This window comes from Alysiella filiformis (genome assembly GCF_014054525.1).
GTDB classification, from domain to species: Bacteria; Pseudomonadota; Gammaproteobacteria; order Burkholderiales; family Neisseriaceae; genus Simonsiella; species Simonsiella filiformis.
Map to the genome: position 1 here is coordinate 520,802 of NZ_CP059564.1, position 25,210 is coordinate 546,011.

At 47.4% G+C, this 25,210-nt stretch carries 22 protein-coding genes, 4 tRNA genes, 1 pseudogene and 1 riboswitch; of the genes and pseudogenes, 21 read left to right on the plus strand and 6 right to left on the minus strand.

Annotation, left to right across the window (positions count from 1 at the left end; translation table 11 throughout):
- Positions 1–96 precede the first annotated feature (96 nt).
- Both H3L97_RS12170 and H3L97_RS02620 read left to right on the plus strand, forming a co-directional pair.
- Positions 97–243 (plus strand): annotated as a pseudogene (locus tag H3L97_RS12170) (DprA-like winged helix domain-containing protein); the annotation flags it as partial.
- A gap of 66 nt (positions 244–309) precedes the next feature.
- Positions 310–453, plus strand: a complete 144-nt coding sequence (locus H3L97_RS02620; protein WP_179655882.1) for a hypothetical protein — start codon at positions 310–312, stop codon at positions 451–453.
- An 89-nt stretch (positions 454–542) separates the two neighbouring features.
- Here H3L97_RS02620 and yacG read toward each other — a convergent pair whose 3' ends face one another.
- From yacG to H3L97_RS02635, 3 genes are read right to left on the minus strand one after another with little or no spacing between them, the layout of a single operon-like run.
- The gene (gene yacG / locus H3L97_RS02625; RefSeq protein ID WP_097114917.1) at positions 543–719 is read right to left on the minus strand and encodes a DNA gyrase inhibitor YacG; all 177 of its coding nucleotides are present in this window, start codon (positions 717–719) and stop codon (positions 543–545) included.
- Positions 716–2,092 (minus strand): bifunctional UDP-N-acetylglucosamine diphosphorylase/glucosamine-1-phosphate N-acetyltransferase GlmU, encoded by a 1,377-nt coding sequence (gene glmU, locus H3L97_RS02630; RefSeq protein WP_097114918.1) that lies wholly within the window; start codon positions 2,090–2,092, stop codon positions 716–718. Before glmU ends, yacG begins: the two co-directional genes overlap by 4 nt.
- A gap of 47 nt (positions 2,093–2,139) precedes the next feature.
- Entirely contained in the window at positions 2,140–2,430 is a 291-nt protein-coding gene (locus tag H3L97_RS02635; protein WP_224446323.1) for a hypothetical protein, read from the minus strand.
- A gap of 228 nt (positions 2,431–2,658) precedes the next feature.
- Positions 2,659–2,758: riboswitch (TPP riboswitch) on the plus strand.
- Between the two features lie 216 nt (positions 2,759–2,974).
- Between H3L97_RS02635 and H3L97_RS02640 the strand changes: the two genes are divergently transcribed.
- Positions 2,975–3,973, plus strand: a complete 999-nt coding sequence (locus H3L97_RS02640) for a thiamine ABC transporter substrate-binding protein (RefSeq protein WP_097114919.1) — start codon at positions 2,975–2,977, stop codon at positions 3,971–3,973.
- A gap of 185 nt (positions 3,974–4,158) precedes the next feature.
- Here H3L97_RS02640 and gap read toward each other — a convergent pair whose 3' ends face one another.
- The 3 genes from gap to H3L97_RS02655 form a co-directional block, all read right to left on the minus strand.
- Positions 4,159–5,163: a type I glyceraldehyde-3-phosphate dehydrogenase gene (gap, locus tag H3L97_RS02645; protein WP_097114920.1), complete on the minus strand. Its 1,005-nt coding sequence runs from the start codon at positions 5,161–5,163 to the stop codon at positions 4,159–4,161.
- An 89-nt stretch (positions 5,164–5,252) separates the two neighbouring features.
- Positions 5,253–5,456: a hypothetical protein gene (locus H3L97_RS02650; protein ID WP_097114921.1), complete on the minus strand. Its 204-nt coding sequence runs from the start codon at positions 5,454–5,456 to the stop codon at positions 5,253–5,255.
- 156 nt (positions 5,457–5,612) lie between these two features.
- A complete protein-coding gene (locus tag H3L97_RS02655; RefSeq protein ID WP_097114922.1) occupies positions 5,613–7,640 on the minus strand; it encodes a site-specific recombinase in 2,028 nt (675 codons plus the stop codon).
- A gap of 130 nt (positions 7,641–7,770) precedes the next feature.
- Between H3L97_RS02655 and H3L97_RS02660 the strand changes: the two genes are divergently transcribed.
- The 18 genes from H3L97_RS02660 to rpoB all read left to right on the plus strand — a co-directional run bounded on the left by H3L97_RS02660 (position 7,771) and on the right by rpoB (position 24,956).
- Positions 7,771–7,998 carry a hypothetical protein gene (locus H3L97_RS02660; protein WP_097114923.1) on the plus strand — a complete coding sequence of 76 codons (228 nt, stop codon included), beginning with the start codon at positions 7,771–7,773 and terminating at the stop codon, positions 7,996–7,998.
- A 152-nt stretch (positions 7,999–8,150) separates the two neighbouring features.
- The gene (polA, locus tag H3L97_RS02665; RefSeq protein WP_097114924.1) at positions 8,151–10,919 is read left to right on the plus strand and encodes a DNA polymerase I; all 2,769 of its coding nucleotides are present in this window, start codon (positions 8,151–8,153) and stop codon (positions 10,917–10,919) included.
- A 961-nt stretch (positions 10,920–11,880) separates the two neighbouring features.
- Positions 11,881–13,842: a bifunctional 2',3'-cyclic-nucleotide 2'-phosphodiesterase/3'-nucleotidase gene (locus H3L97_RS02670; protein ID WP_097114925.1), complete on the plus strand. Its 1,962-nt coding sequence runs from the start codon at positions 11,881–11,883 to the stop codon at positions 13,840–13,842.
- Between the two features lie 92 nt (positions 13,843–13,934).
- Positions 13,935–14,519 carry a 16S rRNA (guanine(966)-N(2))-methyltransferase RsmD gene (rsmD, locus tag H3L97_RS02675; RefSeq protein WP_097114926.1) on the plus strand — a complete coding sequence of 195 codons (585 nt, stop codon included), beginning with the start codon at positions 13,935–13,937 and terminating at the stop codon, positions 14,517–14,519.
- Positions 14,520–14,619: 100 nt separating this feature from the next.
- On the plus strand, positions 14,620–14,871 hold the full coding sequence (locus H3L97_RS02680) for a YfhL family 4Fe-4S dicluster ferredoxin (RefSeq protein ID WP_097114927.1): 252 nt from the start codon (positions 14,620–14,622) through the stop codon (positions 14,869–14,871).
- 93 nt (positions 14,872–14,964) lie between these two features.
- A tRNA-Tyr gene (locus tag H3L97_RS02685) sits at positions 14,965–15,048 on the plus strand.
- Between the two features lie 25 nt (positions 15,049–15,073).
- Positions 15,074–15,147 (plus strand) — tRNA-Gly (locus H3L97_RS02690).
- Between the two features lie 55 nt (positions 15,148–15,202).
- A tRNA-Thr gene (locus H3L97_RS02695) sits at positions 15,203–15,277 on the plus strand.
- A gap of 47 nt (positions 15,278–15,324) precedes the next feature.
- Complete coding sequence (gene tuf / locus H3L97_RS02700; protein WP_115723606.1) at positions 15,325–16,509, plus strand: elongation factor Tu; 1,185 nt, start codon at positions 15,325–15,327, stop codon at positions 16,507–16,509.
- Between the two features lie 12 nt (positions 16,510–16,521).
- Positions 16,522–16,597 (plus strand) — tRNA-Trp (locus H3L97_RS02705).
- A gap of 86 nt (positions 16,598–16,683) precedes the next feature.
- Positions 16,684–16,902, plus strand: coding sequence for a preprotein translocase subunit SecE (gene secE, locus H3L97_RS02710; protein WP_097115198.1), 219 nt, complete (start codon positions 16,684–16,686; stop codon positions 16,900–16,902).
- Between the two features lie 12 nt (positions 16,903–16,914).
- Complete coding sequence (nusG, locus tag H3L97_RS02715; protein WP_097115197.1) at positions 16,915–17,466, plus strand: transcription termination/antitermination protein NusG; 552 nt, start codon at positions 16,915–16,917, stop codon at positions 17,464–17,466.
- A gap of 39 nt (positions 17,467–17,505) precedes the next feature.
- Positions 17,506–17,994, plus strand: coding sequence for a hypothetical protein (locus H3L97_RS02720; protein ID WP_179655908.1), 489 nt, complete (start codon positions 17,506–17,508; stop codon positions 17,992–17,994).
- A 125-nt stretch (positions 17,995–18,119) separates the two neighbouring features.
- Positions 18,120–18,551 carry a 50S ribosomal protein L11 gene (gene rplK / locus H3L97_RS02725; protein ID WP_097115195.1) on the plus strand — a complete coding sequence of 144 codons (432 nt, stop codon included), beginning with the start codon at positions 18,120–18,122 and terminating at the stop codon, positions 18,549–18,551.
- 1 nt (position 18,552) lies between these two features.
- Positions 18,553–19,251, plus strand: a complete 699-nt coding sequence (gene rplA / locus H3L97_RS02730) for a 50S ribosomal protein L1 (RefSeq protein WP_034294583.1) — start codon at positions 18,553–18,555, stop codon at positions 19,249–19,251.
- Between the two features lie 271 nt (positions 19,252–19,522).
- Positions 19,523–20,020 carry a 50S ribosomal protein L10 gene (gene rplJ / locus H3L97_RS02735; protein ID WP_034294586.1) on the plus strand — a complete coding sequence of 166 codons (498 nt, stop codon included), beginning with the start codon at positions 19,523–19,525 and terminating at the stop codon, positions 20,018–20,020.
- Positions 20,021–20,095: 75 nt separating this feature from the next.
- A complete protein-coding gene (rplL, locus tag H3L97_RS02740; protein ID WP_097115194.1) occupies positions 20,096–20,467 on the plus strand; it encodes a 50S ribosomal protein L7/L12 in 372 nt (123 codons plus the stop codon).
- 295 nt (positions 20,468–20,762) lie between these two features.
- Positions 20,763–24,956: a DNA-directed RNA polymerase subunit beta gene (gene rpoB / locus H3L97_RS02745; protein ID WP_097115193.1), complete on the plus strand. Its 4,194-nt coding sequence runs from the start codon at positions 20,763–20,765 to the stop codon at positions 24,954–24,956.
- Positions 24,957–25,210 lie beyond the last annotated feature (254 nt).

The following is a 25,210-nucleotide window of genomic DNA, read 5'->3' on the forward strand; positions in this document are numbered from 1 at the left end:
CCTTTAATCACACCCCCATTGAATAACTTTGTGGACAAAACTGTGGATAATTTTGGGGACAATTTGGTGGATAAACGCCTTTTGCCCGTGTTGGAAAAAATTGCCCATACCCCCACACACCCTGATTTCATCGCCAATGAGCTGAATTTGCCCACTGCCGATGTGTATGCGGCTTTGTTGGAATTGGAAATGTTGGGGGAAATTGCGCCGATGTCAGGCGGGCGTTATCAGCGCATCAAATAATCCACCGAATGTACACAAGTTTATCCACAAGATTATTCGGCTGGCTGAAAGTAAATTGGCTCCCAAATGGCAATTTTTGATGATTTTTATGCACAGCTTATCCCCATTTTTATTCATGAAAAACGTGAACTCGGAATAAGTAACTGTCAATTTGCCAACAAACCCTCTCCCCAGCCCTCTCCCAAAGGGAGAGGGAGCAAAGTTACTTAAATTTATCAATCACTTTTATCCCAAACTCGCGTTAAAAAAAGCAGCCTGAAAAGCACAAAAACTTTTCAGGCTGCTTTTTGGCATGATGCTCAATCATCTAAATCGTGCCAATTTGCTTGGGCAACGATGGTGCGGTTTTCGCTTGCCCATTCGCCCAAATCAATCAACTGGCATTTTTCGCTGCAAAAGGGACGATGGGCGTTTTCAGGCAGCCACGCCACTTGGGTTTGGCAAGTGGGGCATTTCACATACACAATTTCGCTCATGATTTGCTGGGCTTTTCGGGGCGAACCCAGTTGTCCACCACCACTTGTTTGGCGCGCGCCACCACCAATTTGCCTGATTCGCAATCTTTGGTAATCACGCTGCCTGCGCCTGTGGTGGCTTTGTCGCCAATTTTCACGGGGGCGACCAACATGGTGTCTGAACCAATGCGTACTTCATCGCCAATTTCGGTGCGGTATTTGTTTACGCCATCATAGTTGCAAGTGATTGTGCCTGCGCCGATATTGGTTTTTTTGCCCACGGTTGCATCGCCAATGTAGCTCAAATGGTTGGCTTTGCTGCCGTGTCCGATGGTGCTGTTTTTGATTTCCACAAAATTGCCAATATGCACTTCGTCTGCCAACACGGCTTTGGGGCGCAAACGGGCGTAAGGACCGATTTTTGCGTTTTCGCCAATCACGCAATCTTCCAAATGGCTGAATGGTTCAACCACCGTGCCTGCGCCAATTTTGGCGTTTTTGATGAAACAATGTGCGCCAATTTGCACGTCATCGCCAAACGCGTTTTCGCCCACCAACACGCAGTTGGCGTCAATGATGACATCTTGTCCGTGTTTCAGGCTGCCGCGCATTTCAAATGTGGACGCTTGAATCAGCGTTACGCCTGCCGCCATTAAATTTGCCGCTTGATGTTGGCGATGAATTTGGTTCAATTCGGAAAGTTGCAATTTGTTGTTCACGCCCATTGCCAAGTAATGATGTGCCACTTGCACGGGGTGTACGGCAATGTGGTCGGCATTGGCAAGGGCAATCACATCGGTCAAATAATATTCGCCTTGCGCGTTGTTGGCGTTGAGCGCGTTGAGCCAGCCTGAAAGTTGCGCGTTGGGCAAAACAAAAATGCCTGTGTTGATTTCGGCAATGGCTTTTTGTTCGGCGTTGGCATCTTTTTCTTCCACAATGGCGATGACCTGATTTTGCGCGTTGCGGATAATGCGACCGTAACCTGTGGGTTCAGGCAGCACATCGGTCAGCAAGCCGACTTCATCGCCAGCCGCGTTGAGTAATTGTTGTAAAGTGGGTGCGTCAATCAAAGGCACATCGCCATACAACACCAGCGTTTTGCCCGTGTTGGGCATGTGGGGCAGGGCGGATTTGACCGCGTGTCCTGTACCGAGTTGTTCGGTTTGTTCCACCCAATTTGCTTGTGGATAAGTTTGCGCCAACTGCGCCAACACCTGCTCTTTGCCATGCCCAATCACCACATGCAGCGATTGGGGATTGAGTTGCAAAGCCGTGTCCATAACGTGGGCGAGCATGGGTTTGCCGCCAATTTGGTGCAAAACTTTGGGCATTTTGGAATACATGCGCGTGCCTTTGCCCGCCGCCAAAATGATGATGTGTAAATCAGACATGATGTATTTTCCTTAAAAAATGGGTTTTCAGGCAGCCTGAAACCGAATTATTCCGACTTTTGTGGCACAATCGCGTGCTGTTGTGGGCGATTACCGTGATAATGCGTGTTTTGCGAAGCCGCGCCATTGGTGTAATACACCCCAGTGCCAGCAGGGTATTTTTGGCGCAAAGCCGTAGCCCCATTGTCTTTTTGATAAGTTTCCCAAGTGCAAGCCGACAAAGCCGCGCCTGCCAACAAGGTGCAACACAAAAGTTTCATAGCCATTTCGTTTTCCAAAAAGTCAAATTGTAAGTCTTTTTGCCACATTTGGGGGATAAGTGGCAATTTATCCCCCATTTTCAGGCAGCCTGAACAAACTGCCCACAATTATCCACAAGCCATCATCGTCATCAAATATGAATTATCCACAAGCTCATTTTCACACAACAAATTGAAAAAACAATTAAAAAACCATTATCCACAGCAAAAGTCTGGACTCATACTCAAAATCATCATTTTAAATTTAAAAATAAGATTTTGGATTAAAACCATTTACAGCCACCACAAAAATTGCCACAATAGACCCTGTTTTAGTCGGGGTGCTGCAAACCACGTTTTGCGGCTGAGACTTACCCGTTGTACCTGTACAGTTAATGCTGGCGTAGGAAACTAAATCGTTGAAATTTTTGTTGATGCAAACAAAAAACCGATTGCCAGTTCGTGTGTGCAATCGGTTTTTTGCGTTTCAGGCAGCCTGACGGTACACGACAAAAACTTTTGGGTTACCACAAACCTACCCCCTCCCCCGCCAGCAGGGGAGGGAACAGATTTCAGCTCATTTCAGGCTGCCTGAAAACCCCATTTCCCTCAAAAAATCTTATCCACAAAGGAAAAAAAGACCATGAAAAAAACCTTCGTCCTGCTTTTTGCCATTTGGAACGTGTCGGCATACGCCGCCACCGAAGTGCGCCTTGCCACCCACAGCAGCTTTGATTTGCCCAAAGAACACATCGCCGCCTTTGAAAAACAACACGATGCCAAAATCGTCATTTTGAAATCGGGCGATGGCAATGAGCTGCTCAACAAACTCATCATCAGCAAAAAAAGCCCCATCGCCGATGCCGTGTATGGCTTGGACAACGCCAATGTGTCTCGCGCCCACCAAGAAAATCTGCTCGCTGCCAAGCAGCCTGAATCTGCCGCCACCGTGGTCAAATTGCCGCACGCCCTTGCCGTCAATTACGCCTTTGTGAACCTGAATTACGACAAAAAATGGTTTGCCGACAAAAAAATCCCCCTGCCCAAATCGCTGGCAGATTTGACCAAACCCGAATACAAAAACTTGGTTGTGTCGCCCAATCCCAACACGTCCACCCCAGCCATGGCGTTTTTGCTGGCAAACATTGGCGGCTTGGGCGAAGAAAACGCCTTCAAATGGTGGGCAGACATGCGTCAAAACGGCATTAAAATCACCAAAGGCTGGTCGGAAGCCTATTACACCGAATTTACGCTCAATGGCGGTTCGCGCCCCATTATGGTTGGCTACGCCAGCAGCCCTGCGGCAGAAGTGTTTTACAGCGAAGGCAAATTATCCACACCCAATATGGGCAATTTGTTTTTGCAAGGCGGCAATTATCGCCAAATTGAAGGGGCAGCCGTGTTGCAAGGCGCAAAGCAGCCTGAATTGGCAGCCAAATTGGTGCAATATTTGCAAAACCCATCGGTGCAAAAAGACATACCCACCAGCATGTGGGTGTATCCTGCGGTAAAGGGTGTGATGTTGCCGCCTGCCATGTTGCACGCCAATGTGCCGCCCACGCATTTTTCGCCCCAAGATGAGCGCGTTCATCGCCAACAAAAAGCATGGGCGGCACGTTGGACAAAGGTGGTGTTGAAATAATCCCCCTGTTTGGGCGCATAATCTTGTGCATGACGTGTGGATAAGCCATTTAAATATTTCATTTTATTTTGAAAAATGAGTTTGCTTAAATTTTAGGCAAATTCATGTTTCGTGATGCAAAAAGGCTGTCTGAAACGCCAAAATCGCATTTCAGGCAGCCTGTTTTTCAATTTAAATCAATAAAATCAGATTTTTTCGGCAAAATACTTCAACACACGCACCAATTGTGAAGCGTAAGACATTTCATTGTCGTACCACGCCACGGTTTTCACCAATTGGTTGTCGCCTACGGTTTGTACGCGCGTTTGGGTTGCGTCAAACAAAGAACCAAAGCTCATGCCCACAATATCAGATGACACCAATTCTTCTTCGGTGTAGCCAAAAGATTCATTGGCGGCTGCCTGCATGGCGGCGTTCACTTCTTCTTTGGACACTTTTTTGTTCAACACGCACACCAATTCGGTTAAAGAACCTGTGGCAACGGGAACGCGCTGTGCCGCACCGTCCAATTTGCCTTTCAATTCGGGAATCACCAAGCCAATGGCTTTGGCTGCGCCTGTGCTGTTTGGCACAATGTTGGCGGCGGCAGCGCGCGCACGGCGGAAATCGCCTTTGCGGTGTGGTGCGTCCAAAGTGTTTTGGTCGCCTGTGTAGGCGTGAACGGTGGTCATCAAACCTTGCACCACGCCAAATTGGTCTTGCAACACTTTTGCCATAGGAGCAAGGCAGTTGGTGGTGCAAGATGCGGCAGAAATCACGGTTTCGCTGCCGTCCAAAATGTCGTGATTGACGTTGAACACCACGGTTTTCACATCATCGCCACCTGGGGCGGAAATCACCACTTTGCGTGCGCCTGCGCGAACGTGGGCTTCGGCTTTGTCTTTGGAAGCAAAAAAGCCTGTGCATTCCAACACCACATCAATGCCCAAATCGCCCCAAGGCAATTCTTCGGGATTGGGTTTGGCAAACACCAAGATTTCTTTGCCATTCACGACCATTTTGTCGTCTTTCAATTCAGCCGTGCCTTGAAAGCGACCTTGTGTGGTGTCGTATTTAAACAAATGCACCAACATATCGGCTGGGGTCAAATCGTTTACGGCAACCACTTCAATGCCTTCGGTTTGAATAATGCGGCGCAACGCCAAGCGACCAATGCGACCAAAACCGTTAATTGCAACTTTAACGCTCATCGTGTTCTCCATCATAAAAGATTGGGTTAGGAAAGCCCTATTTTCCCATAATGGGGGGCTTTACTCAAACGTTTGCTTGGATTTTATTTTCAGGCTGAAATTTTTGCAAAACTCGGTTTGTAGGGGCTGATTTCATATCTGCCCTGTTGCGATTTGCCGCAATTTTTATTTTTATCAATAAATTGAGAAAGGGGCGGATATGAAATCCGCCCCTGTGTCAGTTTGAAAGTGGGTTTGGCAAAGGTTTCAGGCTGCCTGACGGTACACGACAAAAATTGTTTGGTTGCCCACAATCTGTTCCCTCCCCCGTCTGGCGGGGGAGGGTTAGGGTGGGGGTGGCACATTGGCTTTCTAACCCCCACCCCAGCCCTCCCCCTTGCATAGGGGGAGGGGAGGTTGTGGCAACATCAAAAATTGTCTGAAAGGCTGCCTGAAATGCCCACGCGCCCTTATTGTGCCGTTTCGGTTTTGTCGTTTTTGTGTGATGGGGATACGGGTTCAGGCGGTAATTGCAGCGGCAAAAGCAAGCTCAAAGGGCGTTCTTTGGCAATGCGGCACACGCATTTGATGATTTCCCACCAACTGTCCACTTGGCTTTCGCGCGAACGCAATGCCACCCACATGGTAATGGAAAAGCTGACCGCCAAATTCACCGCACCAATAGCCAACACACAGCACACCAGTTGAATCATCATGCCCCAGCCCAAAGCACCACTCACGCCAGCATAGCCCACATTGGCAGACGAAAACGCCACATGGCGAATGTCAAAAGGCAAACCTGTGATGTGTCCCACAAAGCCCGTCATGCCCAGCAGCATGCCAAAACACAAATTACCCATAATGGAACCGTAATTATTGTGCACATAATCGGCAAATTGGCTGCGTATGTTTTCAGGCAGCAGCCATTTCAACACGGGGTGGTGGCGCAAACGCATACGCAAATTCAAATAATCACAACGGTTGTCAAAAAAGCCCGAAATAATCCCCGAACAAAACAACCACACCCCCGCAATTGCGGCATACCACAACGTTGCGCCCCACAAATTGACCGATTGCACCTGATACATGACCTGCGCTTTGTTGAGCAAAGGAAAATCGTGGCTCCAACCATAAATCAACGCAATGATGCTCGCCAAACTGAATGCCACAAACACATTGCCAAACACGGCGGCTGCCTGCGAACGCATTACATCAACCAACAGTTGCGCCAGCTTCATATTGACCACATGCCCTTTTTCATTGCGCTCTACCGCCGCCGCAAAACGTGAAGCGGTCATGGCAGGCTGTTTGGTGGCAACGGTCAAGCCCAGCATAAAAATAATCGCAAAACCAATGCCATAATTCAAACCTTCGGCAATGCCCAGCCAAAAATGGTTGTCGATGTTTTTGCCCAAATGGATTTTGAACAGCGACATGAGGGCAATCAACACCCCACCACCTGCCGCCGAGCGCAACATTTGCACATATTCTTTTTTGTTGCGCGTGATGTAGTGTTCGCCGTGGCTGCTGGTGTTTTGCGTGATGCTGCGCGACAGCATTTTCACGCTGCGTTTCCACAACCACGACAGGCTGTGCTGATTGGCGGTGGCTTGCGCCAAATGGCTCGCCAAAAACAACACCTGACGCGGCGCAACCACATCGGGGTGAAACACGCGCATCAACAAAGTCATGCGATTGAGCGTTTGGTCTAGCCTTTCCAGCAAATGCGCCACGCTCAACGATGAACCTGCGCCTTCTGCTGTGCCTTTTTTGCGTAAGGTTTCCACTTGTTGCCGACTTTGGTTCAACATCACTTCCAAATGGCTGCTGTCAAAATCGCGGTTTTCATTGCGCGCTGCCACCCACAACATCACTTCGCGTTTGAGCGCAACAAAGGGCGAATCCCTATCCAGCAGTTTTTTGTCTAGGCGAATCAGGTCGGGTTCCAGCTCTTCGGCTGCCACCCAAATGGACAGCATTTCAATGGCGTAAAACCCTTCGCTTCGCATATAGCGTTGGGCGGTGTCGCGGTCGTTTTGGGGGGTGTGGCGGCGGATTAGGCTAAACAGTTTGAGCCATTTGCGTTCTGCCACGGCATTGAGCCATTGCCCATCGTTTTCATCGGCAAAAATTTGGGCAAAGGCATCGCGCAAATCGCCCATGTCTTTGTAGGCGGGATTGAAACGCTCATAGCCACGCGCCGCCAATTCTTTCATAAAACCTTCGCGCGAAAAAATGCCTGCGCTGATAAACAGGGGATACAAACGCACGGTACACAACCAGTCACACAGCAAATGCGCCATTTTGCTGCACAAGTCGGCATCGTTTTGCAATATGCTGATGATGGTTTGCACCCGTTGTGGGGCGAGCTTTGCACCTCCTTGTCGCAACCACGCTGCCAGCTCTTTGAGCAGGGTAAAGGCATCTTGCGCTTCGGCTTGTTGGGCGATGAATGTGTGTAAGTTATTGTTGGTAATGCTTGAAGTTTGCAGCAACATAAAATCTCTCCCAAAAATGGTTTGCGGATTATAGCAATTTATTTTTGTTGTGCTGTATTTTCGTGTTTCAGGCTGCCTGAAAATGGGGATAATAAGACAAAGTCTTTGTGCATAGGGCTGTTTTATCCACATGATTGGGGGCGGTGCTTGTCATGTGTCCCCTTTTATTGTGGTGAGCAGGGCGGTTTATCCACAGATTTATGCTTCAACGCAAAAGCCGATTGATTCAGGCAGCCGAGCATTTATCCACATCAAATGGGCAAAATCATCAAACATCATCTTTTTATTTTTAAAATTTTTGCTTGATATGGGAATGGTTGGGCTGGCTGAAATGGGGTTTTCCCTGATTTTTGGGTAAATCTGTGTGCATGATTTGTGGATAAGGGGGATAAGGGATTGTCTTTTTAAGATAAAAATACATCTGCTTAAAAAATAGGCAAATTTCAGGCTGCCTGAACGTGTTTTTTTGCGTATCATTATGCGGTGTTTAACTTTTCAGGCAGCCTGAACATGACTACCCCACAAACCCTCCTTTTGGTGGACGGTTCGTCCTACCTTTACCGCGCGTTTTACGCCATGACCCACCTTTCCGCGCCAGATGGCACGCCCACCAATGCCGTGTATGGCGTACTGAATATGTTGCGCCGACTCCGTGCCGAACAGCCGCACGATTACTGCGCCTGCGTGTTTGACGCCAAAGGCAACAATTTCCGCCACACGCTTTTCCCCGACTATAAAGCCACGCGCCCACCCATGCCCGATGATTTGCGCCCACAAGCCGATATGCTGCCTGAATTGGTGCAACTTATGGGTTGGAAAGTCTTAAAAATCAGCAATGTGGAGGCAGACGATGTGATAGGCACACTTGCGGTTCAGGCAGCAGAGCAGGGCATGAATGTGGTCATTTCCACAGGCGACAAAGACATGGCGCAGCTCGTCAATCCGCAAATCACGCTGGTCAATACCATGAAAAACGAAACGCTGGACGAACAGGGCGTGTTTGAAAAATTTGGCGTGAAACCCAATCAAATCAAAGATTTTCTCGCGCTGATGGGCGATAAAGTGGACAACGTACCGGGGGTGGAAAAATGTGGCGAAAAAACCGCCGCCAAATGGTTAGCCGAATTTGGTTCGCTGGACGAAATCATGCGCCGTGCCGATGAATTTAAAGGCAAAATTGGCGAAAACCTTCGCGCAGCCTTAACCCAACTTCCTCTTTCTTATGAATTGGTTACGATTAAAACCGATGTGGATTTGAGCGCGGAATTGCCACACGGTTTGCCAGATTTGGCACGACAAAATCCCGATTGGGCGGCACTCGCGCCCCGTTTCCGCGAACTGGGTTTCAAAACGTGGCTCAAAGAAGCGGAAAGCCAAGTGCAAAATCCCATATCGGGTGATTTGTTTGCCCAAAGCGAAACGCCCGTTTTCAGGCAGCCTGAAAACGCCACGCCCCTTGCCGCCAAACCCGAAAATCTGCATTATCAAGCCATTACCACAACAGAGCAACTGAATGATTTAATTGAAAAATTGCGCCAAACCCCCACCATAGGCTTGGACACCGAAACCACATCGCTAGACCCCATGTTGGCGAAATTGGTGGGCATCAGCATGGCGTTTGCGGCAGGCGAGGCGGTGTACATTCCGCTCAATCACAGCTTTACCGAGCAACAGCTTGATGAACAACAGGTTTTAGCCAGCCTGAAACCTTTTTTGGAAAGCGAAACGCTGGGCAAAATCGGACAACATCTCAAATACGACCAACACGTTTTCAAAAATCATGGCATTGATTTAAAAGGAATTGTGGGCGATGCCATGCTCGCGTCCTATATTGTGGAAAGCCATTTGGGGCATGGCTTGGACGAATTGGCAGAACGCTGGTTGGGCTTGACAACCATCAAATACGAGGATTTGTGTGGCACAGGCAAAAAGCAAATCGCCTTTGCCGATGTGGGCGTGGCACAAGCCACCGAATACGCTTGCCAAGACGCGGATTTCGCCTTGCGTTTGGAGCGGCATTTGCGCCAACAAATGGACGCACAACAAATTGAAATTTATGAAAAAATGGAATTGCCTGTTGCCCGAGTTTTGTTTGAAATGGAACGTGTGGGCGTGCACATCAACCGCGATGAATTGGCAAAACAAAGCGCGGATTTGGGCGCGGAATTGTTGCAACTGGAACAGCAAGCCTATGATTTGGCTGGACAACCGTTTAACCTCAATTCGCCCAAACAGTTGCAAGAAATTTTGTTTGACAAAATGGGCATTCCCACCAAAGGCGTGAAAAAAACGGCAACAGGCGGCTATTCCACCGATGAAAGTGTGTTGGAAAAATTGGCTGATGATTATCCTTTGCCCAAAATTTTGTTGCAAAACCGCAGTTTGGCAAAACTCAAATCCACCTACACCGACAAGCTGCCTGAAATGCTCAATCCGCAAACGGGGCGCGTACACACGCATTACGCGCAAGCGGTGGCGGTTACGGGGCGTTTGGCGAGCAGCAATCCGAATTTGCAGAATATCCCCATTCGTACCGCGCAAGGGCGTTTGGTGCGCCGCGCTTTTGATGCGCCACAGGGTTATGTAATTGTTTCGGCAGACTATTCGCAAATTGAATTGCGGATTATGGCGCATTTGTCGGGCGATGCGACTTTGCAGGCTGCCTTTCAGTTGGGCGAAGACGTGCACAGGCGCACGGCGGCGGAAGTGTTTGGCGTTGCCCCCGAACACATCACGCCCGAACAACGCCGTTATGCGAAAACGATTAACTTTGGTTTGATTTACGGCATGGGCGAATTTGGTTTGGCAAAAGCCTTGGGCATTGACAATGTGTCGGCAAAAATGTTCATTCAACGCTATTTTGCGCGATACACGGGCGTGGCAGAATACATGCAGCGCACCAAAGAACAAGCGCAACAGCAAGGTTTTGTGGAAACGGTGTTGGGCAGACGTTTGTATTTGCCCAATATCCACGCGAAAAATGCGGTGGCACGCGCAGGTGCAGAGCGTGCCGCCATCAACGCGCCCATGCAAGGCACCGCCAGCGATTTGATTAAACGGGCGATGATTGCGGTGCAGGATTTTTTGGTTTCAGGCAGCCTGAAATCGCGTTTAATCATGCAGGTACACGATGAATTGGTGTTGCAAGTGCCTGTTGATGAAGTGGATTTAATCCAAACGCGGCTGCCTGAAATCATGGCGAGCGTGGGCGAGGGCGTGTTGAACGTGCCGCTTTTGGCAGAAGTGGGCGTGGGGGAAAATTGGGACGCGGCGCATTGATTGACGTAGGCTGGCGGTAAGGCGAGAGCCGCCCCAGCTTTGTAGGGTGCATACCACGCACCAAATTGCCATAAATCATCAATCTTTAATTGATGAAAATGGGTTTTCAGGCAGCGTTGCCAAGTCTTGGGAGTAAGCCATGATAAATTTAATATTGTAGTGGTTTTAGTTTTAGTTTTAGTTAGCTATAATTTAAATTATTTTTCCTTTATTAAATAACCGCTTATTAAAAATGATATCCATAAAAATACAGGTAATATCCAAAAACCCAGTAAAACATAATTCATTATAACAACTGGCATGATAGTTAGAAAACCATAATCTAAACAATACAAATAGACCATTATATGAATAAATAAATATAATACAATTGGAAATATAAAAATATAAAAAAATTTATTTTTAATAATATTTCTTCTAAAAATAAAGCCTAAAATTAAGAATGAAATAGCATGGATGTTGTATAAAACATAAAAAGCGCTATGATTTGTATTTAATGAATACAAATTTAATACTCCTAAATAAGCACTCAGAATATAAAATAAAAAATATAAAATAAAATAACAAAGTAATCTAAAGTATTCTGTGTTCATTTTTTTCTTAATGCTTTCCTAGTGATTGAGGGTCATAGTTTTGTAGGGTGCGTACCACGCACCAAATTGCCATAAATCATCAATCTTTAATTGATGAAAATGGGTTTTCAGACAGCGTTGCCAAGTTTTGGGGCAGCCTGAATTGCCATCTGAAACCTTTGCAAAACCGACTTTCTTTTAAATTGACGTAGGGGCGGATTTCATATCCGCCTCTTTTTTAATTTATTGATAAAAATAAAAATTGCTGCAAATCCAAACAGGGCAGATATGAAATCTGCCCCTACAAACCGCGTTTTGTAAAGGTTTTATCTGCAAATATTGTATCTTTACACTATAATGCCTTTTTTTCCAACCAAAAAGGTCTTCACATGAAAAAAACCGCCTTAACTTTGGCTTTGAGCGCACTGTTGGCACACAATGCCCTTGCCGCCCAAGTGCAATTTCGCATTATTGAAACCAGCGACATTCACACCAACTTAACCGACTTTGATTATTATAAAGACCAAGCCAATCCACAATATGGCTTAACCCGCACCGCCACGCTGATTCGCCAAGCCAAAAAAGAAAACCCCAACCATCTTTTGGTGGACAATGGCGATTTGATTCAAGGCGCACCCATTGGCGATTATGTGGCAGACAAAGGATTGAATCGCAAAGAAAAACACCCCGCTTATTTGGCTTTGGAAACGTTGGGTTTTCATGTGAGTACTTTGGGCAATCACGAATTCAATTTTGGCTTGGATTTTTTGGCGCAATCGCTCAAATCCACCCGCTTGCCTGTGGTCAATGCCAATGTGGTGGACGCCAAAACAGGTGCAAACAAATACCAGCCCTATGTGATTTTGCCCATGAAAGTGCAAGACCAAAATGGCAAATCCCACCGCCTGAAAGTGGGCGTGTTGGGTTTGGTTACGCCACAAATTTTGCAATGGGATAAAAAACATTTGGACGGCAAAGTGCAGGTGCATGATATTGTTGCCAGCGCAAAAAAATGGGTGCCACGCATGAAAAAGCAAGGCGCAGACCTGATTGTGGTGCTGAACCACAGTGGCTTGGGCGACACCAACAAAGCCTATCAACAAGGACAAGAAAACACCACCTACGCATTGAGCCAAATTCAGGGCGTGGACGCGGTGGCGTTTGGTCATGCACATGGGCAGTTTCCCAGCGAAGAATTTGCCAAGCTGCCTGAAATTGACATTCAAAAAGGCACCATTCACGGCAAAGCCGCCACCATGCCAGGGCAATTTGGCAGCCACATCGGTATTATGGATTTGACTTTGGACAACAGCTCGGGCAAATGGCGCGTGCTCAACAGCCAAGCCCATTTGCGCCCCATTTACGACAGCAAAGAGAAAAAACCTTTGGTGGAAAACGATGAACAAATGGTCAAATTGATGCAGCCTTATCACGAAGCCACACGCCAATTTGTCGGTAAACCCATAGGCAAATCGTCCGATAATATGTTCAGCTTTTTGGCTTTGGTGCAAGATGACCCTACCATGCAAATTGTCAGCCAAGCCCAAACCGATTATGTGCAAAAAGTCTTTAAAGACCACCCTCAATATGGCAAGCTGCCTGTATTGAGTGCCGTTGCCCCTTTCAAGGCTGGCGGTCGCAAAAATGCCCCCAATAGCTACACCGAAGTCCACAAAGGCGAATTGACTTTCCGCAATGCTGCCGATTTGTATTTGTATCCCAATACCTTGTATGCCGTGAAGGTGTCGGGTAAGGAATTGCGCGAATGGTTGGAATGTTCCGCAGGCATGTTCAAACACATTGATGTGAACAGCAGTCAACCACAAGCCCTGTTGAATTGGGACGGTTTTCGCACCTACAATTTTGATGTGATTGACGGCGTGGCATACGAAATTGATGTGAGCCAGCCTGCTCGTTATGACGGTTCGTGCAAATTGGTCAATTCAGGCAGCCAACGCATTCACAAATTGACCCACCAAGGCAAACCCGTTCAAGACAGCGATGAATTTATTGTTGCCACCAACAATTACCGCGCCACAGGCGGCAGCTTTGCAGGCACAGGCGACAAAAACATCATCTATGCTGCCCCCGATGAAAACCGTCAAGTTTTGGCACAATACATCAGCCAGCAAAGCCAGCAACACGGCGAAATCCGCCCCAATGCCGACCAAAACTGGACGTTCAAAAACCTGCCGCAGCCCAATTTGCACATTTATTTTGAAACCGCCAACAGCGATTTGGCACGACAATTCATCAAAGAAAAAGCCGTTCGCCCCTACACATTTGAAAAAGTAGATGAAACAGGCTTTGCGGTGTACCGCATTGATTTGTCGGGACGCAAAGCACCATAAATCATGCAGTTCAGGCTGCCTGAAAAAACATTTCAGGCAGCCTATTTTGTATAATAAAGCCCCATTTACCTCCATTCAGGCAGCCTGAAAACATGAAACCCAATCCCCAAAAAAACAAAATCAACGCCCAACACCGCAACCAAATCCGCATTATTGGTGGCGAATTGCGCGGCAGAAAAATCCACTTTCCCACCACCGAAGGCTTGCGCCCCACGCCCGACAGCGTCCGCGAACGCCTATTTAATTGGCTCGGGCAAGACCTCACAGGGCAAATCGCATTGGATTTGTTTGCAGGCAGTGGCGCATTGGGTTTTGAAGCCCTATCGCGCCACGCCAAACACGTTTATTTTTGCGAAAACAATCGCCTAGCCGCCCAAAGTTTGCGCCAACACGCCCAACAATTCGCCCTACAATCACGCAGCCACATTGCCCAACAAGACAGCCTGCTTTTCCTACAAAACACCACCCAAACCTTTGATTTGGTGCTGCTTGACCCCCCATTTGCATGGCAAAATTGGGCAATGCTGTTTCAGCATTTACAAAGCAAACTCAATCCCCAAGCCCACATTTATTTAGAAGCAGGCAGCCTGCCCGAATTACCCCATTGGCTCACCATCATCAAGCAAGGCAAAGCAGGACAAAGCCAACAACTTTTATTGCAATATGCCAATGAATAATAATAAATATTCTCAAAGCGTTAAATTGTGTTTTCAGGCAGCCTGAAAAGCAAATTATGCTATAATTTACCGCTTTGCAAATTTGAAACGAGAACACACCATGTCCCTATTGATTACAGACGAATGCATCAACTGCGATGTATGCGAACCCGAATGCCCCAACGATGCCATATCCCAAGGCGAAGAAATTTACGAAATCAATCCCAATTTATGCACCCAATGCGTAGGGCATTATGACGAACCCCAATGTCAGCAAGTTTGCCCCGTAGATTGCATATTGATAGACGAAGAAAACCCCGAAAGCCAAGATGAATTGATGGCGAAGTACCACAAAATCATCGCAGCCAAATAAGAAAGAATCAAAACAAAACAAGCCACTAACAAAAAGTACACAAAATACACTTGACCCACAAGTCAAATAGCCGTATAGTTCAGTTTCTCTTGTGGTGGGATTCCCGAGCGGCCAAAGGGGGCAGACTGTAAATCTGTTGCGTGAGCTTCGAAGGTTCGAATCCTTCTCCCACCACCACAAATTCCAATTTGGAGCAAGACAAGCGGGTGTAGCTCAATGGTAGAGCAGAAGCCTTCCAAGCTTACGGTGAGGGTTCGATTCCCTTCACCCGCTCCAAATAACCCGTAGCTACTTCACTGGTAGTCCAGTAAGTAGCTCTAAAACTGAATAAGCCCATGTAGCTCAGGGGTAGAGCACTCCCTTGGTAAGGGAGAGGTCGGCGGTTCAATTCCGCCCATGGGCACCACTCTTCTTAAATTATCCCAGCATTTATATTTTGATAGGAATTTTGCCATGGCAAAGGAAAAATTTGAACGTAGCAAACCGCACGTAAACGTTGGCACCATCGGTCACGTTGACCATGGTAAAACCACTTTGACTGCTGCATTGACCACCATTTTGGCTGAAAAATTCGGCGGCACAGCAAAAGCTTACGACCAAATTGACGCCGCTCCCGAAGAAAAAGCACGCGGCATTACCATTAACACCGCTCACGTTGAATACGAAACCGCAGACCGCCACTACGCACACGTAGACTGCCCCGGACACGCCGACTATGTGAAAAACATGATTACTGGCGCGGCACAAATGGACGGCGCAATCTTGGTATGCTCTGCTGCTGACGGTCCTATGCCACAAACCCGCGAACACATCTTGTTGGCTCGCCAAGTGGGCGTTCCTTACATCATCGTGTTCATGAACAAATGCGACATGGTTGATGACGCTGAGTTGTTGGAATTGGTTGAAATGGAAATCCGCGACTTGTTGTCCAGCTACGATTTCCCTGGTGATGACTGCCCCATCGTTCAAGGTTCTGCTTTGCGCGCTTTGGAAGGCGATGCCGCTTACAAAGAAAAAATCTTTGAATTGGCTGCCGCTTTGGACAGCTACATTCCTACCCCAGAACGTGCGATTGACAAACCCTTCTTGTTGCCTATTGAAGACGTGTTCTCCATCTCTGGTCGCGGTACCGTGGTAACAGGTCGCGTAGAGCGCGGTATCATCAAAGTGGGCGAAGAAATTGAAATCGTGGGCTTGAAAGACACCCAAAAAACCACTTGTACTGGCGTGGAAATGTTCCGCAAATTGTTGGACGAAGGTCAAGCAGGCGACAACGTAGGTGTATTGTTGCGCGGCACCAAACGCGAAGAAGTGGAACGCGGTCAAGTATTGGCTAAACCCGGTACCATTACCCCACACACCAAATTTGAAGCAGAAGTGTACGTTTTGAGCAAAGAAGAAGGTGGTCGTCATACCCCATTCTTCGCAAACTACCGCCCACAATTCTACTTCCGTACCACTGATGTTACTGGTGCAGTAACTTTGGCAGAAGGCGTGGAAATGGTTATGCCTGGCGAAAACGTGAAAATCACCGTTGAATTGATTGCCCCAATCGCGATGGAAAACGGTTTGCGTTTCGCGATTCGTGAAGGTGGTCGTACCGTTGGTGCAGGCGTTGTGGCTAACGTCATTGCTTAATTGAAAAATTAAGGGTCAATAGCTCAATTGGTAGAGTATCGGTCTCCAAAACCGAGGGTTGTAGGTTCGAGACCTACTTGGCCCGCCACATTAAAAACTAACCAAGTGACAAAGCTTGGTTAGTTTTTTCTTGTATATTCAGGCTGCCTGAAATGCGGCAGAATAGGAAAAAAAATGAGCCAAGAAGCAGAACAGGAAAAACAGGGCGGTTTCAAATTGTTCCGTTATATTAAGGAATCCACCGCCGAATTTAAAAAAGTGGTTTGGCCCAAACGTCCCGATGCCATTCGCATTACGGGTTTTGTTATGGTGTTTGTTGCGGTATTTGCGTTTTTCATTTATGGCGTGGATAGTGTGATTTCTTTGCTGTTTAATTTTATTTTAGTGAAATAAAGGGGATAGAATATGGCCAAACGTTGGTATGTGGTGCAAGCCTATTCGGGCTTTGAAAAAAATGTTCAAAAAACATTGAAAGAACGCATTGCGCGTGAAGAAATGGAAGATTATTTCGGTCAAATTTTGGTGCCTGTTGAAGAAGTGGTGGACATCAAAAATGGTCGCAAAACCCTGTCTGAACGCAAATTTTTCCCTGGTTATGTGTTGGTGGAAATGGAAATGACCGACAGCTCGTGGCATTTGGTAAAAAGTACGCCGCGTGTAAATGGTTTTGTGGGTGGTACTTTGCACCGTCCTTTGCCGATTACCCAGCGCGAAGTGGAAGCGATGATGGCGCAAGTGGGCAACAGCAGCGATACAGGCAGCACCAAAAAACCCAAACCGCGTGTGGAATTTGATGTGGGTCAGCAAGTTCGTGTGAATGAAGGTCCATTTGAAGGCTTTGATGGGGTTGTTGAACACGTTGATTATGAACGCAATAAATTGCGTGTTACCGTACAAATTTTCGGACGTGAAACGCCTGTTGAGCTTGAATTTAATCAAGTAGAAAAAGTGATTTAATGTTCAGGCTGCCTGAAATATTTGGAAAGGGTAATGAAAATGAAAGTGTTGCATCAAAATGCCTTATTGCTTGGTATGATGACTTTGCTGTTGTCTGCGCCCGTGTTGGCGTATGATAAAAATGATGAACAAGTCATTCAACAAGACATCGCCAAAATGCACGATGCCATGAAAAAACAAAATGGTCAGGTTTTTGTGGACATGATGCCCGAGCCGATTTTGAAACAAATGGCAAAATCATTGGGCATGAATTTGGCGGACACCAAAGCATTGTTGGCGGGCATGGCAAGTGGCATGTCGGGAACGGATGTTCAGTTTCGTGCGAATTTGGCAAAAATCAAAGTGTACCAATCCAAAACAAAACGCGATTACGTTTTCATTCCCACGACCACCACAATGGACGGCGTAGCGGTTGAAGGCAAAATGTTTGGTGTGAAAGACAATGGCAAATGGTCTTATATCACATGGCAAGACCGCTATAAAAAATGGGTCAAAATCGCTTATCCCGATATTCAAAAATTGCCCTAAACGTTTTTCAGGCAGCCTGAACAAGCAAAGCCCTTGTCAAAATTAAAAAAACAAGCTAAAATGATTAGCTTAATTTTTGGGGAGCAGATTTTCTGCGTCATACCCGTTTTTTGGAGTTTATACACATGGCAAAAAAAGTCATCGGCTACATCAAACTGCAAATTCCTGCAGGTAAAGCCAATCCTTCGCCACCTGTTGGTCCTGCTTTGGGTCAGCGTGGTTTGAACATCATGGAATTTTGTAAAGCGTTCAACGCGGCAACACAAGGTTTGGAACCTGGTTTGCCAACGCCCGTTGTGATTACCGCTTATGCAGATAAGTCTTTCACTTTTGTATTGAAAACGCCACCTGCATCTGTGTTGTTGAAAAAAGCAGCAGGCATTCAAAAAGGCAGTTCCAATTCTTTGACCAACAAAGTTGGCACGGTAACACGCGCCCAGTTGGAAGAAATTGCCAAAACCAAAAACCCTGATTTGACGGCTGCTGATTTGGACGCTGCGGTACGCACCATTGCTGGTTCAGCGCGTTCTATGGGCTTGAATACGGAGGGTGTGTAACATGGCAAAAATTTCTAAACGTTTGAAAGCATTGCGCGCTTCTGTTGAAGCCAACAAATTGTATGCAATTGATGAAGCCATTGCTTTGGTGAAAAAAGCCGCAACCGCCAAATTTGACGAATCAGTAGATGTGTCTTTCAACTTAGGCGTTGACCCTCGTAAATCTGACCAAGTGATTCGCGGTTCCGTTGTGTTGCCAAAAGGCACAGGTAAAACCACGCGCGTAGCCGTGTTCACACAAGGTGCCAACGCCGAAGCCGCAAAAGCAGCAGGCGCAGACATCGTGGGCTTTGAAGATTTGGCAGAAGAAATCAAAAAAGGCAATATGGACTTTGATGTGGTGATTGCGTCTCCTGACGCGATGCGCATCGTGGGTCAGTTGGGTACGATTTTGGGTCCTCGTGGCTTGATGCCAAACCCAAAAGTGGGTACCGTAACGCCTAATGTTGCCGAAGCAGTGAAAAACGCGAAAGCAGGTCAAGTGCAATACCGCACCGACAAAGCAGGTATCATTCACGCCACCATCGGTCGCGCATCTTTTGCCGAAGCCGATTTGAAAGAAAACTTTGACGCTTTGTTGGACGCTTTGGTAAAAGCCAAACCTGCTGCTGCCAAAGGTCAATACTTGAAAAAAATCGCCGTATCCAGCACCATGGGCTTGGGTGTGCGCGTAGATGTATCTAGCGTTTCTGCTAAATAATCTTTAAAAAATCTTTCAGGCAGCCTGAAAATGGCAAAATGTGTTTTCAGGCAGCCTGAAAATGGGGCTACTTAAAATATTAAGTAGATGTCCAAGACCGTAGGGAACGCAAGTTTTAATCATTCAAACCCTACGCAGACGGTAGTCCTGAAAAAAGTTTTTGCGGGTTGATGTTTTGAATATCGCTTGCAAAGTGTCTTTAAAATCAGGTTGCCGCGCTGGTGGGCTAATCATGTTGGTTAGCCTGAATTTAAACAGTGGGAGGTAGACCTTGAGTCTCAATATTGAAACCAAGAAAGCAACCGTAGAAGAAATCAGCGCAGGCATTGCCAATGCGCAAACTATGGTGATTGCTGAATATCGCGGTATCAGTGTTGCCAGCATGACTGAACTCCGTGCCAATGCGCGTAAAGAAGGCGTTTACTTGCGCGTTCTGAAAAACACATTGGCGCGCCGTGCGGTTGAAGGAACTTCTTTTGCTGGTTTGGCTGACCAAATGGTTGGTCCATTGGTTTACGCTGCATCAGAAGATGCCGTAGCCGCCGCAAAAGTGCTGCACCAATTCGCGAAAAAAGATGACAAAATCGTTTTAAAAGCTGGTTCTTACAACGGCGAAGTGTTGAATGTGGCTCAGGTAACTGAGTTGGCTTCTATTCCAAGCCGCGAAGAATTGCTGTCCAAATTGCTGTTCGTTATGCAAGCGCCTGTTTCTGGCTTTGCACGTGGCTTGGCGGCTTTGGCAGAGAAAAAAGAAAGCGAAGCGGCTTAATTTACGCCCTTTCTGTGATTTTGTTTTAATTCATTAAATTTTTTTATTATTCAATATTTTTAGGAGTTCAATAGCATGGCTATTACTAAAGAAGACATTTTGGAAGCGGTAAGCAACTTGACCGTTATGGAATTGAACGAGTTGGTTAAAGCGTTTGAAGAAAAATTTGGCGTTTCTGCTGCTGCGGTTGCTGTGGCTGCTGGTCCTGCTGCTGGCGGTGCTGCTGCTGAAGAAAAAACCGAATTTGACGTGATTTTGGCTTCTGCTGGCGACAACAAAGTTGGCGTGATTAAAGTGGTTCGTACCATCACTGGCTTGGGCTTGAAAGAAGCCAAAGACTTGGTTGATGGCGCACCCAAAACTTTGAAAGAAGCAGTATCTCAAGCTGAAGCTGACGACATTAAAAAACAATTGGAAGAAGCTGGCGCGAAAGTGGAAGTTAAATAATCGCTTTCCAAACAATTTGACAAATGGGGCTGGTGGTGTTATAACCACCAGCCTTGTTTGCGCTTTACGTTTTGAAAAAAGTGTAAATTTACAAGAATTTACCATTTGATTGTTAAATTTGAGAAAATTTTTGTTAATTTGCATTAAATTTGACGGCTTGATGTGATTCAGGCTGCCTGAAATCTCTATTTCTATTTTGAATCAAAGTGATTGCTTTCTGTTTTCAGGCTGCCTGAAACGGATTTTGGCACTTTTCCATTTTTAAAAACAGTCGCCCATTTTTGGAGTATCTGCAATGAGTTACACCTTTACCGAGAAAAAGCGTATTCGCAAAAGTTTTGCCAAACGCGAAACGATTTTAGATGTGCCTTATCTTTTGACCACCCAGCTTGACTCTTATGAGAAATTTTTGCAACGCGGTCGTTCTTTTGACCAACGTTTGCCTGATGAGGGTTTGCAGGCTGCCTTCACGTCCATTTTCCCGATTTTGAGCAACAATGGCTACGCGGAATTGGATTTTGTGCATTATGTTTTGGGCGAACCTTTGTTTGATATTCCTGAATGCCAACTGCGCGGCATCACTTATGCTGCGCCTTTGCGTGCGCGTATCCGCTTGAAAATTTACGATAAAGAGGCTTCGGCAGAAAGCAAAACGATTAAGGAAATCCGCGAAAATGAAGTGTATATGGGCGAAATTCCGCTCATGACACCAAGCGGTTCGTTTGTGATTAACGGTACGGAACGTGTGATTGTGTCGCAATTACATCGCTCACCAGGTGTGTTTTTTGAACACGACCGTGGCAAAACCCATGCTTCGGGTAAATTGTTGTTTTCGGCGCGAATTATTCCTTATCGTGGCTCGTGGTTGGATTTTGAGTTTGACCCGAAAGATTTGCTCTATTTCCGCATTGACCGCCGCCGCAAAATGCCGATTACCATTTTGCTCCGTGCTTTGGGTTACAGCGACGCGCAAATGTTGGACATGTTTTACGACCGCGAAACCTATTATTTGGGCAAAAATGGCGTACAAACCGATTTGGTAATTGAACGTTTGCGTGGCGAAACCGCCAAATTTGACATTGTGGACGAGCAGGGCAATGTGTTGGTGGCGACTGGCAAACAAATCAACGGTAAAGTGGTGCGCGAAATCCAAAAGGCTGGCTTAAAACGTTTGACCATTGATGTGGAACATTTGATTGGCAAAACGGTGGCAAGCGACATCATTGTGCCTGACACGGGCGAAGTGATTGCGGCGGCAAACAGCGAAATCACAGAAGAATTGTTGGCGCAACTGGACATCAATGGCGTGCAAGAAATCCAAACTTTGTTTACCAATGACACGGATTCGGGCAACTACATTTCTGCCACTTTGCGTACCGATGACACGCGCGACCAACAGGCTGCCCGCATTGCGATTTACCGCATGATGCGCCCTGGTGAACCGCCAACCGATGAGGCGGTGGAAGCCTTGTTCAACCGTTTGTTCTTCCAAGAGGAAAGCTACGATTTGTCGCGTGTGGGTCGCATGAAATTCAACACGCGCACTTATCAACAAAAATTGCTGCCTGCACAAGAAAACAACTGGTACGGTCGTTTGCTGAACCAAACTTTTGAAGGCGTGGGTGAGGCGGAAGCGAAATTGCACGTTTTGAGCATTCCCGATATTGTGGTTACGATTGCCACTTTGGTGGAACTGCGTAACGGTCATGGCGAAGTGGACGACATTGACCACTTGGGCAATCGCCGCGTGCGTTCTGTGGGCGAATTGGTGGAAAATCAATTCCGTAGCGGTTTGGCGCGTGTAGAACGTGCCGTGAAAGAGCGTTTGAACCAAGCGGAAAGCGAAGGCTTGATGCCCACCGATTTGATTAACGCGAAACCCGTATCTGCCGCGATTAAGGAATTTTTTGGTTCAAGCCAATTGTCGCAATTTATGGACCAAACCAATCCCTTGTCTGAAATCACGCACAAACGCCGCGTTTCGGCTTTGGGCCCAGGTGGTTTGACCCGCGAACGCGCTGGCTTTGAGGTGCGAGACGTACACCCCACCCACTACGGTCGCGTTTGTCCGATTGAAACGCCCGAAGGCCCCAACATCGGCTTGATTAACTCATTGTCGGTGTATGCGCGTACCAACGATTACGGTTTCTTGGAAACGCCCTACCGCCGCGTGGTGGACGGCAAAGTTACCGATGAAATTGATTATTTGTCTGCCATTGAAGAAGGTCGCTATGTGATTGCCCAAGCCAACTCGGAATTGGACGATTCAGGCTGCCTGAAAGATGAATTGGTGGTTTGCCGCGAAAAAGGCGAAACCATCTTGGCAACCCCCGACCGCGTTCAATACATGGACGTGGCAACAGGTCAAGTGGTATCGGTAGCCGCATCGCTGATTCCCTTCTTGGAACACGATGACGCGAACCGCGCTTTGATGGGTGCCAACATGCAACGTCAAGCCGTGCCATGTTTGCGCGCCGAAAAACCGATGGTCGGCACAGGCATTGAACGCGCCGTAGCCGTGGACAGCGCAACCGCCATCGTAGCAAGACGCGGCGGCGTGGTGGAATATGTGGACGCAAACCGCATTGTGGTGCGCGTACACGATGAAGAAGCCACAGCCGAACAAGGCGGTGTGGACATTTACAATTTGGTGAAATTCACGCGCTCCAACCAGTCCACCAACATCAACCAACGCCCTGCGGTTAAGGCTGGCGATGTGTTGCAAAAAGGCGATTTGATTGCCGATGGCGCGTCCACCGATTTGGGCGAATTGGCTTTGGGTCAAAACATGACCATCGCCTTCATGCCTTGGAACGGCTACAACTACGAAGACTCCATTTTGATTAGCGAAAAAGTGGCTGCGGACGACCGCTACACCTCCATTCACATTGAAGAATTGAACGTGGTGGCGCGTGATACCAAATTGGGCGCGGAAGACATCACACGCGACATTCCCAACCTGTCTGAAAAAATGCAAAACCGCTTGGACGAGTCGGGCATTGTGTACATCGGTGCAGAAGTGGAAGCAGGCGATGTGTTGGTCGGCAAAGTTACCCCCAAAGGCGAAACGCAACTGACCCCAGAAGAAAAACTGCTCCGCGCGATTTTTGGCGAAAAAGCGTCTGATGTGAAAGACACGTCTTTGCGTATGCCCACAGGCATGAGCGGCACGGTGATTGACGTGCAAGTATTCACACGCGAAGGCATTACCCGCGACAAACGTGCCCAGTCCATTATTGACGCGGAATTGAAACGCTATCGCCAAGATTTGAACGACCAAATCCGCATTTTTGACAATGACGCATTTGACCGCATTGAACGCATGATTGTGGGGCAGCCTGCAAACGGTGGCCCAATGAAATTGGCAAAAGGCACCGCCATCAGCACCGAATATTTGCGCGGTTTGCCGTCTCGTCATGATTGGTTTGACATTCGCATGGCAGACGAAGACATTGCCAAACAGCTTGAATTGATTAAATTGTCTTTGCAACAAAAACGCGAAGAAGCCGAAGCACTCTACGAAGTCAAAAAGAAAAAAATGACCCAAGGCGATGAGTTGCCCCCAGGTGTGCAAAAAATGGTGAAAGTGTTCATCGCCATCAAACGCCGCTTGCAGGCAGGCGACAAAATGGCGGGTCGCCACGGTAACAAAGGCGTGGTGTCGCGCATTTTGCCAGTGGAAGACATGCCCTATATGGCAGACGGTCGCACGGTGGACATCGTGTTGAACCCCTTGGGCGTACCCTCGCGCATGAACATCGGTCAGATTTTGGAAGTGCATTTGGGTTGGGCGGCAAAAGGCATTGGTCAGCGCATTGACAAAATGCTGGCTGAACAGCGCAAAGTGGGCGAAATCCGCGCATTCTTGGAAAAACTCTACAACGGTAGCGGCAAACAAGAAGATTTGGACAGCCTGAATGACGATGAAATCATCACGCTGGCTGAAAACCTGAAACGCGGTGCGACTTTTGCCTCCCCTGTGTTTGACGGTGCGAAAGAGCAAGAAATTTACGACATGCTGGATTTGGCATACCCAAGCGAAGACCCCGAAGTACAAAAATTGGGCTTTAATAAAACCAAAACCCAAATTACTTTGTACGATGGACGTTCGGGCGAAGCGTTTGACCGCCCTGTAACGGTGGGTGTGATGCACTATCTGAAACTGCACCACTTGGTTGATGAGAAAATGCACGCACGTTCAACAGGTCCATACAGCTTGGTAACGCAACAGCCATTGGGCGGTAAAGCGCAATTTGGTGGTCAGCGTTTCGGTGAGATGGAGGTGTGGGCGTTGGAGGCTTATGGCGCGGCATACACCTTGCAAGAAATGCTGACGGTGAAATCCGATGACGTAACAGGTCGCACCAAAATGTACGAAAACATCGTCAAAGGCGAACACAAAATTGATGCGGGCATGCCCGAGTCGTTTAATGTGATTGTGAAAGAAATCCGTTCGCTGGGCTTGGATATTGATTTGGAGCAGAATTAAGCAATCTGCTTTCAGGCAGCCTGAAAACATAAAATGTGCCAGAAACCTGTTCCCTCCCCTGCTTGCGGGGGAGGGTTAGGGTGGGGGCAAAACGGTGGAAGTGAAGTAAATTGACTTTGCCCCAACGCACCACCCCCACCCCAACCCTCCCCCGCAAGCAGGGGAGGGGGCAGATGGCAGGCAAATCCAAAGTTTTCAGGCAGCCTGAAAACAATATCCACCAAAAAATTCAAAAAAATCGCCCTTAAAAACAG